The organism is Streptomyces sp. NPDC031121, assembly GCF_055570615.1.
This window is the reverse complement of sequence record NZ_JBVIGV010000020.1, coordinates 25,287-35,496: the sequence shown is the minus strand read 5'-3', so window position 1 is coordinate 35,496 and position 10,210 is coordinate 25,287. Positions and strand designations below refer to the sequence as shown.

Annotated in this window: 8 protein-coding genes; 4 read left to right on the top strand and 4 right to left on the bottom strand. The window is 73.8% G+C overall.

What is annotated here, in order from left to right; translation table 11 throughout:
* Positions 1-124: 124 nt before the first annotated feature.
* Positions 125-1,798: a urocanate hydratase gene (hutU, locus tag ACZ462_RS29975; protein WP_467809159.1), complete on the bottom strand. Its 1,674-nt coding sequence runs from the start codon at positions 1,796-1,798 to the stop codon at positions 125-127.
* Positions 1,799-1,903: 105 nt separating this feature from the next.
* Here hutU and ACZ462_RS29970 point away from each other — a divergent pair, with 105 nt between their 5' ends.
* On the top strand, positions 1,904-3,256 hold the full coding sequence (locus ACZ462_RS29970; protein ID WP_467809161.1) for a type III PLP-dependent enzyme domain-containing protein: 1,353 nt from the start codon (positions 1,904-1,906) through the stop codon (positions 3,254-3,256).
* 19 nt (positions 3,257-3,275) lie between these two features.
* On the opposite strand, the gene ACZ462_RS29965 is transcribed toward ACZ462_RS29970, so the two are convergent.
* Both ACZ462_RS29965 and ACZ462_RS29960 read right to left on the bottom strand, forming a co-directional pair.
* Positions 3,276-4,124 carry a MurR/RpiR family transcriptional regulator gene (locus ACZ462_RS29965; protein WP_467809162.1) on the bottom strand — a complete coding sequence of 283 codons (849 nt, stop codon included), beginning with the start codon at positions 4,122-4,124 and terminating at the stop codon, positions 3,276-3,278.
* Between the two features lie 410 nt (positions 4,125-4,534).
* Positions 4,535-5,917: a cystathionine beta-synthase gene (locus ACZ462_RS29960; RefSeq protein WP_467809186.1), complete on the bottom strand. Its 1,383-nt coding sequence runs from the start codon at positions 5,915-5,917 to the stop codon at positions 4,535-4,537.
* Between the two features lie 123 nt (positions 5,918-6,040).
* Here ACZ462_RS29960 and ACZ462_RS29955 point away from each other — a divergent pair, with 123 nt between their 5' ends.
* The 3 genes from ACZ462_RS29955 (at position 6,041) to ACZ462_RS29945 (ending at position 9,865) form a co-directional block, all read left to right on the top strand.
* The gene (locus tag ACZ462_RS29955; protein ID WP_467809163.1) at positions 6,041-7,066 is read left to right on the top strand and encodes an SGNH/GDSL hydrolase family protein; all 1,026 of its coding nucleotides are present in this window, start codon (positions 6,041-6,043) and stop codon (positions 7,064-7,066) included.
* A gap of 370 nt (positions 7,067-7,436) precedes the next feature.
* Complete coding sequence (locus ACZ462_RS29950) at positions 7,437-8,657, top strand: acetyl-CoA C-acetyltransferase (RefSeq protein ID WP_467809165.1); 1,221 nt, start codon at positions 7,437-7,439, stop codon at positions 8,655-8,657.
* A gap of 374 nt (positions 8,658-9,031) precedes the next feature.
* Entirely contained in the window at positions 9,032-9,865 is an 834-nt protein-coding gene (locus tag ACZ462_RS29945; RefSeq protein ID WP_467809188.1) for a hypothetical protein, read from the top strand.
* Here the strand turns inward: ACZ462_RS29945 and ACZ462_RS29940 are convergent.
* Positions 9,849-10,193, bottom strand: coding sequence for a hypothetical protein (locus tag ACZ462_RS29940; protein ID WP_467809166.1), 345 nt, complete (start codon positions 10,191-10,193; stop codon positions 9,849-9,851). The genes ACZ462_RS29945 and ACZ462_RS29940 overlap by 17 nt on opposite strands.
* Positions 10,194-10,210 lie beyond the last annotated feature (17 nt).

Sequence of the window (10,210 nt, the reverse complement as noted above, 5' to 3'; positions counted from 1 at the left end):
TCAATAGAAAAAAAGAATGGTAGTGTGGCTTTGTCTCGGTCCGGGGTGGGGCGGGGGACGCCTTGGGGCGTTCCTTTGCGACGGGGGCCCCACCCCCACGCCCACATGGCGTGGAAGCTCTGGCTCACGCGGAGGCTCCGGTGTCGCCCTCGCGCATCGGGACGCGCACGCCCTTGGCGTCGGCCACGGACTCGGCGATGTCGTAGCCGGCGTCGACGTGCCGGATGACGCCCATGCCGGGGTCGTTGGTGAGGACGCGGCGGACCTTCTCGCCGGCCAGCGGGGTGCCGTCGGCGACGGTGACCTGGCCGGCGTGGAGGGAGCGGCCCATGCCGACGCCGCCGCCGTGGTGGATGGAGACCCAGGAGGCGCCGGAGGCCACGTTGACCATGGCGTTGAGCAGGGGCCAGTCGGCGATGGCGTCGGAGCCGTCGAGCATGGCCTCGGTCTCGCGGTACGGGGAGGCGACGGAGCCGCAGTCGAGGTGGTCGCGGCCGATGGCCAGCGGGGCGGCCAGCTCGCCGCTCGCGACCATGTCGTTGAAGCGCTCGCCGGCCTTGTCGCGCTCGCCGTAGCCGAGCCAGCAGATGCGGGCGGGCAGGCCCTGGAAGTGGACGCGCTCGCCGGCCATCTTGATCCAGCGGGCCAGGGACTCGTTCTCCGGGAACAGGTCGAGCATCGCCTTGTCGGTCTTGGCGATGTCGGCGGCGTCGCCGGAGAGGGCGGCCCAGCGGAAGGGGCCCTTGCCCTCGCAGAACAGCGGGCGGATGTAGGCGGGGACGAAGCCGGGGAAGGCGAACGCCCGGTCGTAGCCGGCGAGCTGCGCCTCGCCGCGGATGGAGTTGCCGTAGTCGAAGACCTCGGCGCCTGCGTCCATGAAGCCGACCATGGCCTCGACGTGCCTGGCCATCGACTCGCGGGCGCGGGTGGTGAAGCCGGCCGGGTCCTTGGCCGCGTAGGAGGCCATGTCGTCGAAGTCGACGCCGGTCGGCAGGTAGGCGAGCGGGTCGTGCGCCGAGGTCTGGTCGGTGACGATGTCGATGGGCGCGCCCTCGGCGAGCATCTGCGGGAGCAGCTCGGCGGCGTTGCCGAGGAGGCCGATGGACAGCGGCCTGCGGGCGTCGCGGGCCTCGGTGGCGAGCTGGAGGGCGTGCGCCAGGCTGTCGGCCTTGACGTCGAGGTAGCGGTGCTCGATGCGGCGCTCGATGGCGCGCGGGTCGCAGTCGATGCAGATCGCGACGCCGTCGTTCATGGTGACGGCGAGCGGCTGGGCGCCGCCCATGCCGCCGAGGCCGGCGGTGAGGGTGATGGTGCCGGCGAGGGTGCCGCCGAACTTCTTCGCGGCGACGGCGGCGAAGGTCTCGTACGTGCCCTGGAGGATGCCCTGGGTGCCGATGTAGATCCAGGACCCGGCGGTCATCTGCCCGTACATGGTCAGGCCGAGGTGCTCCAGGCGGCGGAACTCCTCCCAGTTGGCCCAGTCGCCGACGAGGTTGGAGTTGGCGAGGAGGACGCGGGGCGCCCACTCGTGGGTCTGCATGACGCCGACCGGGCGGCCGGACTGGACCAGCATGGTCTCGTCCTGCTTGAGGGTGCGCAGGGTGCGGACCATGGCGTCGAAGGAGCGCCAGTCGCGGGCGGCCTTGCCGGTGCCGCCGTACACGACGAGCTTGTCGGGGTGCTCCGCGACCTCGGGGTCGAGGTTGTTCTGCAGCATCCGGAGGGCGGCTTCCTGCTGCCAACCCAGGGTGCTGAGCTCGGTGCCTCGCGCGGCCCGTACGGGGCGGGGTCCTGACATGGCGATGCCTCCAGACGCTGTGGGTAATTCCATTCACATCCTCTCCGGCTGAATACTTCCAGTCAACAGCTGCGGGCGGGCGCGCCGGGTGGTGGGATGGCGGACATGGCTGCCGACACGCACGCGCAGGGCGCCGCCGAGCGCCGGGACCTCGCCGTCCGGGCCGCCGTCGAGCAGGGCCTGGTGGGCGGGGCGGACTCCGCTCCGCCGCTGGTCTGCCTGCTGGACACCGCCGGGATCCGCGCCTCCGCCGAGGCCCTGGCGGCCGCCTTCGCGGCGGCCGTGCCGCCCGGGACGCCCCTCCTGCACGCCTTCGCGGTCAAGGCCGCGCCCCTCGTCCCCGTCCTGCGGCTGCTCGCCGGCTGCGGGCTGGGGTGCGAGGTCGCCAGCCCCGGCGAGCTGGCCCTGGCCCGGGCCGCCGGGGTGGGCCCGGAGCGGACCGTCCTGGACTCCCCCGCCAAGACGGCGGCCGAGCTGCGCGAGGCCCTCGCCCTCGGGATCGCCGTCAACGCCGACAGCCGGCAGGAGCTGGAGCGCCTCGACGCCCTGGTCGCGCAGCACCCGACGGCCTCCCCGATCGGCGTACGGATCAACCCCCAGACGGGCGCCGGGGCCATCGACGCCCTCTCCACGGCCACCGCGACCTCGAAGTTCGGGATCGCCCTGCGCGACGAGGGAGCGCGCGCCTGGCTGGTCGGCGCCTTCCTGGACCGCCCCTGGCTGACCCGGCTGCACGCCCACTCGGGCTCCCAGGGCGTCCCGCTGCCGCTGATCGCCGAGGGCGTACGGGAGGTGCACGCACTGGCCGAGGAGATCAACGCGGCGGCAGGCCGCCGCCAGGTCGACACCCTCGACGTCGGCGGCGGCCTGCCCGTCGACTTCACCTCCGACGCGCACACCCCCACGTACGCCGACTACGTCGCCGCGCTGCGCGAGGCGGTCCCCGCGCTGTTCGACGGCTCCTACGGGCTGGTCACCGAGTTCGGGCGGTCGCTGCTGGCCAAGCACGGCCTGGTCGTGGCGCGCGTCGAGTACACGAAGACCACCGGCGGGCGGCCGATCGCCCTGACCCACGCCGGCGTCCAGCTGGCCACCCGCACGGTCTACGCGCCCGCCGCGTGGCCGCTGCGGATCCTGGCCTACGACGGCAAGGGCGCCCCGAAGCAGGGCCCGCCGGTCGCCCAGGACGTGGCCGGCCCGGCCTGCTTCGCCGGCGACCTGCTGGCGACCGCGCGGGAGCTGCCCGAGCTGGCGCCCGGCGACCTGATCGGCGTCCCCGACACCGGCGCGTACTTCTTCACCGCACACTACGGCTACAACAGCCTGCCCCGGCCGGCCGTCCTCGGCTTCACCGTGGACGCCGCGGGCGGGGTGTCCTTCCGTACGGCCCGCCGGGCGCAGACCCTGGAGGACCTGGCGGCGGAGGCCGGCGCGGACCTGGCGGAGCCCCTCGGCTGACCGCCGCCCCGCCCCGGGCCTACTCCACGAACAGGCCCCGGGCCGCGGCCCGCGCGTCGAAGGCCTCCAGCCGGGCCTGCGCGTCGGGCAGCGCGTCGGCCATCGCCTCCAGCAGCACCCGCCCCAGCAGCATCGGCGCGCACGCGGTGTCGAAGGCCAGGCCGGTGCCGACCGGCGCGGGGATCAGCAGGTCCGAGAAGCGGGCGACCGGCGCGAACGGCGACTCGGCGACCGTCACCACCGTCAGCCCCGCCCCCTGCGCGTGCTCCAGCGCCTCGGCCACCTCGCGGGGGTGGCGCGGCAGCGCGAAGCACAGCAGCGCGGAGGCGCCGGCGGCGACGGCCGCGTCGATCCGGTCGGCGAGCATCGAGCCGCCCTCGTCGAGGAGCCGCACGTCGGGGTGGACCTTGGCCGCGAAGTACGCGAACCCGCGCGCCTGCGAGGACGCCGCCCGCAGACCCAGCACGGGCAGCGGCGCCGACGCGGCGAGCAGCCGGCCCGCCTCCTGGACCGGCGAGGGGTCGGCGAGCATGGCCGAAAGCTGCCGCAGGTTCTCGATCTCCCCCTGGACGGCCTGCTGGTACTCGTTGTAGGCGTCCTCCTGCGGCTCCTCCGCCCGCTCGGCGGGCGGGGCCACCTCGCGCAGGTGGCGGCGCAGGGCCGGGTAGCCGTCGAAGCCGAGGGCCACCGCGAAGCGCGTCACCGAGGGCTGGCTGACGCCGGCCAGATCGGCGAGCTCCACGCTCGACAGGAACGGCACCTCGGTGGCCCCGCGCACCATGCAGTGCGCGATCCGCCGCTGCGTGGGTGTCAGCCGGTGCCCCTCGAACAGCCTCTGCAGGCGCGCCGCCGGGCTGTCGCTCGTCATCCCGACCCTCCGTCCCCGTACGTATTCAGTCACGGAGCACTCTGCATGCGTCTATGCAGGCACGGCAAGCCGCACCCGCTCCGCGAGACGCCCGGCAGGGAGCGGGGAGAGGGAGGACCGGGGCCGGAGAACGCGGGGACCGCCGCACCCTCGGGGTGTGCGAGGGGCGGGACGACGGCGGTCCCCGCGCGGGACACGGGCCGGGTCAGGGCCGTCCGCGTCCGTGGCGCCGCGGGTCCGGGAGCCGCTCCGGAGGTGTGCAGACGCCGTTCCGTGGCGCCGGCCGGGGCCCTCGCCCCCGCCGACACCCACCACTGTGCCCCGGCCGTGTTAAGCCGGTGCTGCCGCCGCGTGACGGGCCTGTGCCGATCGCACGAAGCCCCGGCACGCGGCCGGCGGCACGGAAGGCCTCAGGCGTTCTTCGCGAGGAACGCGAGCAGGTCCTGGCGGCTGACGACGCCGGTCGGCTTGCCCTCGACCAGCACGATCGCCGCGTCGGCCTTGCCGAGCGCGGCCATCAGGTCGGAGACGGGCTCGCCGGAGCCGACCTGCGGCAGCGGCGCGCTCATGTGCTTCTCCAGGGGGTCGCTCAGCGCGGCGCGCTGCGCGAACAGTGCCGCGAGCAGCTCCTTCTCGACGACGGAGCCGATGACCTCGGCGGCCATGACGTCGGGGTGGCCGGCGCCGGGCTTGACGACCGGCATCTGGGAGACGCCGTACTCGCGCAGCACCTCGATGGCCTCGCCGACGGTCTCCTCCGGGTGCATGTGCACCAGGGAGGGCATGTCGCCCTCCTTGTCGGCGAGGACGTCGCCGATGCGGGCGGCGGGACCCGCCTCCTCCAGGAAGCCGTGGCCGGCCATCCACTCGTCCGAGAAGATCTTGCTCATGTAGCCGCGGCCGCTGTCCGGGAGCAGGACGACGACGACGTCGTCCGGGCCGAGGCCCTCGGCGGCGCGCAGCGCGGCGACGACGGCCATGCCGCAGGAGCCGCCGACGAGGAGGCCCTCCTCCTTGGCGAGGCGGCGGGTCATCTGGAAGGAGTCCTTGTCGGACACCGCGATGATCTCGTCGGCCACGTTCCGGTCGTAGGCGGTCGGCCAGAAGTCCTCGCCGACGCCCTCGACGAGGTACGGGCGGCCCGAGCCGCCGGAGTAGACCGAGCCCTCCGGGTCGGCGCCGATGACCTTGACCTTGCCGCCGGACACCTCCTTCAGGTAGTTGCCGGTGCCGGAGATCGTGCCGCCCGTGCCGACGCCGGCGACGAAGTGCGTGATCCTGCCCTCGGTCTGCTCCCACAGCTCGGGGCCGGTGGTCTCGTAGTGCGAGCGCGGGTTGTTCGGGTTGCTGTACTGGTCCGGCTTCCAGGCGCCGGGCGTCTCGCGGACGAGGCGGTCGGAGACGTTGTAGTAGGAATCCGGGTGCTCCGGGTCGACGGCGGTCGGGCAGACCACGACCTCGGCGCCGTACGCCCGCAGCACGTTGATCTTGTCCATCGACACCTTGTCAGGACAGACGAAGATGCACTTGTAGCCCTTCTGCTGGGCCACGATGGCGAGTCCTACACCGGTGTTGCCACTGGTCGGCTCCACGATGGTGCCACCGGGCTTGAGAGCACCGCTCTGCTCGGCGGCCTCGATCATCCGGAGGGCGATCCGGTCCTTCACGGAGCCGCCGGGGTTGAAGTACTCGACCTTGGCAAGGACGGTGGCCTGAAGGCCTTCGGTCACGCGGTTGAGCTTCACCAGCGGGGTGTTGCCGACGAGGCTGATCATCGAGTCGTGGAATTGCACCATGTTCTCCAGGGATGGGACTCCACGGGTTCTCCGGGAGACATGGCCAGAGTATGCGGAAAGGGATTGGCCGACGGGCGGTACGGGGCAGGAAGCTCGACAAGGACGGAGGTGGCGTGAAGGGTGTCCAGAGCAAGGACGGCCCGCCGGATCGCGGCGGGGGCGGCGTACGGCGGGGGCGGGCTCGGCCTGGTCGGGGTCGCCGCCGTGGGGCTGGTGCTGGCGGAGGTCCAGTTCGCCAAGCGGACGGTCGGCAGCGGCCTGCCGGATCCGCCGCGCGCGGACGGCCTCTACGGCGGTGACTTCTGCGGGAGCGGGCTGGAGCCGGGGCCGCTGCGGCTCGCGATGATGGGCGACTCGACGGCCGCCGGGCTGGGCGTCCACCGGGCGCGGCACACCCCGGGGGCGCTGCTGGCGTCCGGGCTGGCGGCGGTCGCCGAGCGGCCGGTGGAGCTGCGGAACGTGGCCCTGTCCGGGGCCATGTCCGACGATCTCGACCGGCAGACGGGCCTGCTGCTCGACGGGGGTGCGCCGCCGCCGGACATCTGCGTGATCATGATCGGGGCGAACGACGTGACGCGCCGGATGCCGCCCACGCAGTCGGTGCGCCACCTCACCTCGGCGGTGCGGCGGCTGCGGCTGGCGGGCAGCGAGGTCGTCGTCGGGACCTGCCCCGACCTGGGCACGATCGAGCCGGTGTACCAGCCGCTGCGCTGGCTGGCCCGGCGCGTGTCGCGGCAGCTGGCCGCCGCCCAGACGATAGGGGCCGTCTCACTGGGGGCCCGCACGATCTCGATGGGGGACCTGCTGGGCCCGGAGTTCGAGGCGAACCCGCGCGAGATGTTCGGCCCGGACTCCTACCACCCGTCGGCCGAGGGGTACGCGACCGCGGCGATGGCGATCCTGCCGACGGTGTGCGCGGCGCTGTCCCTGTGGCCCGAGTCGGACCGGCTGGAAGTGGCCCGGGACGAGGACATGCTGCCGGTGGCCAAGGCCGCCTCGGCCGCCGCGGGCCAGGCGGGCACGGAGGTCACCCCGGCCCGCGGCCCGTGGGCCCTCCTGAAACACCGCCGCCGCAGGCGCGTCCCGGCGGAGGACGCCACCCCCACCCACCCCCCGGCCACCCTCACCCCCTCCCAGGACCCCTGACCACCCGCCCCGCCGGGCAAATCCAGCCCCGCCGGCGCTTGAGGCGCGGGGTCCGGGGCAGAGCCCCGAAAGCCCACCCACCCCGCGCCTCCCACCCCCGGGGCCGGGCAAATCCAGCCCCGCCGGCGTTTGAGGCGCGGGGTCCGGGGCAGAGCCCCGGGAGCCCCCCGGCCCGGGGCTTCGGCTCCCGAGCCCGGGGCTCCGTACGCCTCCGCGGGGCAGCGGGGCAACTGCCCCGCACACCCCCGGACCAGCCCCGACCCCCGCGGAGCGACCGGCATCACATGCCCCACCCGGTGACCAAGACCGTACGGGCCGGTAACTTCGCATGCGGTCCGCAATGAGCCGCAACTCACCCCTTGGAGCCCCGATGCCCGAAGCCGTCATCGTTTCCGCCGCCCGCTCCCCGATCGGGCGCGCCTTCAAGGGGTCCCTCAAGGACGTCCGCCCGGACGACCTCACCGCGACGGTCATCCAGGCCGCCCTGGCCAAGATCCCCGAGCTGGACCCGCGCCAGATCGACGACCTGATGCTCGGCTGCGGCCTGCCCGGCGGCGAGCAGGGCCACAACCTGGCCCGCATCGTCGCGGTGCAGATGGGCATGGACTACCTGCCCGGCACCACGATCACCCGCTACTGCTCCTCCTCGCTGCAGACCTCCCGCATGGCCCTGCACGCGATCAAGGCGGGCGAGGGCGACGTCTTCGTCTCCGCCGGTGTGGAGACCGTCTCCCGCTCGGTGAAGGGCACCTCCGACGGCCTGCCGGACACGCACAACCCGCTGTTCGCCGAGGCCGAGGCGCGGACAGCCGAGGTCGCCCAGTCCGAGGGCTCGACCTGGCACGACCCGCGCGAGGACGGCCTGATCCCGGACGCGTACATCTCGATGGGCCAGACCGCGGAGAACCTGGCCCGCCTCAAGGGCGTCACCCGCCAGGACATGGACGAGTTCGGCGTCCGCTCCCAGAACCTGGCCGAGGAGGCCATCAAGAACGGCTTCTGGGCCCGCGAGATCACCCCGGTGACCACCCCGGACGGCACGGTCGTCAGCACGGACGACGGCCCGCGCGCCGGCGTCACCCTGGAGGGCGTGCAGGGCCTGAAGCCGGTCTTCCGCCCGGACGGCCTGGTCACGGCCGGCAACTGCTGCCCGCTGAACGACGGCGCCGCGGCGCTGGTCATCATGAGCGACACGAAGGCGCGGGAGCTGGGCCTGACCCCGCTGGCCCGGATCGTCTCCACCGGTGTCACCGCCCTGTCCCCGGAGATCATGGGCCTGGGCCCGGTCGAGGCGTCGAAGCAGGCCCTGAAGCGGGCCGGCCTGACGGTCGGCGACATCGACCTGTTCGAGATCAACGAGGCGTTCGCCGCGCAGGTCATCCCGTCCTACCGGGACCTCGGTATCCCGCTGGACAAGCTGAACGTCAACGGCGGCGCCATCGCGGTCGGCCACCCGTTCGGCATGACCGGCGCCCGCATCACCGGCACCCTGATCAACAGCCTCCAGTTCCACGACAAGCAGTTCGGCCTGGAGACGATGTGCGTGGGCGGCGGCCAGGGCATGGCGATGGTCATCGAGCGGCTGAGCTGAGCCGCAGCGGAGGGTAGGGGTCGCCCGAGGAACGAGGGCGGCACCTGCCCGGAGCGGAGGCGAAGCCCGGCGCGACCAGTGGCGGCGAGCGGCTGAGCCGAGCGGCGACCCGCCCGTTTCGCCTGGTCCGGGCCCCGCCGGGGTCCCCCGGCCAATCCTCCCGCGGCCTAGCTGTGACCGAATCTCCCCCAGGATGTGACATACGTCCTGGGGGTTCGGCATTTGTGCAGGTCAGACGGGGTAGGCCACTGTCCTGTGTGACGAACACCCTGTCCATTTCGTGACGTAATGCACTGCACGCCATTCCCAGGTCGGGACACTCTGATGTAGGAAGTCGGGGGATCGAGTCAATCAGGAGTTAGTCAGTGAGCGCCATGTCTCTTGCCCTGCTGCTGACCACGGCCGTCGCCGCGGCCGTGGGCGCTGCTGCGCTGCACGCCGTCCACGGCCTCCGCAAGCAGGTCACCGCCCTGCGGGGCGAGCTCGCCGCCCCTTCCCGGTCGCGCCGTGCGAGCGTCCCGCACGCCCGCGGCGCCGTGGAGTCCCCCGCCGCCGAGATACGGGCCGCCGTGGCGGAGGCCCTCGCCGAGGAGCGCGAGCGGGAGCTCGCGGAGGCGCGCGCCTTCTGGGCCGCGCAGGAGGCCCGTGAGGCCGCCGAGGCCTCGCCGACCTTCGCGGGCGACGCCCCGCCGCTGCTCGGCGGTCTTCCGGGCGTGGCCGACGACGTTCCGGTCTTCCTGCCGCGCCAGGCCGACCTGGTGGGTCTGGAGCCGGTGCTCGGCGAGGAGGTCGTCGACGAGTACCCGGAGGACTCCGCGGAGCTGGCCGCCGCGCGCCGCCGCCACCCCTCGCACCCCGACTTCGTCCCGTCCCAGCCGGCGTCCGCCGGCGCGGACCACGAGCGCACGGTGAGCCGCCTGGAGGAGCTCGCGGAGGCCCGTACGGCGCTCGCGGACGTCCGCCCGGGCCCGCTGGGCACGCTCGACGTGTACGTGTTCACGGACGGCACGACGCTGTGCATGACGCCGGGCCACCGGGAGACGGCGGAGCGCCTCGCGGAGGCGCTGCGCTCGGGCACGGCGCCGGTCCTGCTGGGCGGCTCGGGCATCTCGGGCGCGTACGCGCTGACGTTCTCCTGCGGCGGTGACGCGCAGGACCCCGACAACAACGTCTACATCCTGGCGGACCGCGTCATCGCGTCGCTCTGACCTCCGCCTGCTCCACCAGCCGCACGGCCTCGTCCAGCATCTCGGACGGGGCCTTCGCGGTTTCCGGGGCGGCGGTGCGCAGGGCCTCGGCGAGGTCGGTCCCGGCGACGGCGACCTGGTCGCCGACGGCGAAGACGCCCGCGTCGGGCATGGCGTGCGCAGGAGCCGCCCCGTCCGGCGATTCGAGCCGCTGGGCGCGTACGGACAGCTCGCGGGCCAGTTCGAGCGCCTCGGCGGCGGCTCCGCGCTGGAGGCGGCTCTGCGGCATGGCGCGCAGCCGGTCGGCGAGGCGTTCGACGGCGTCGGTCAGGGGCGAGGTATCGAGCACCCGGCCGACCTTACGCG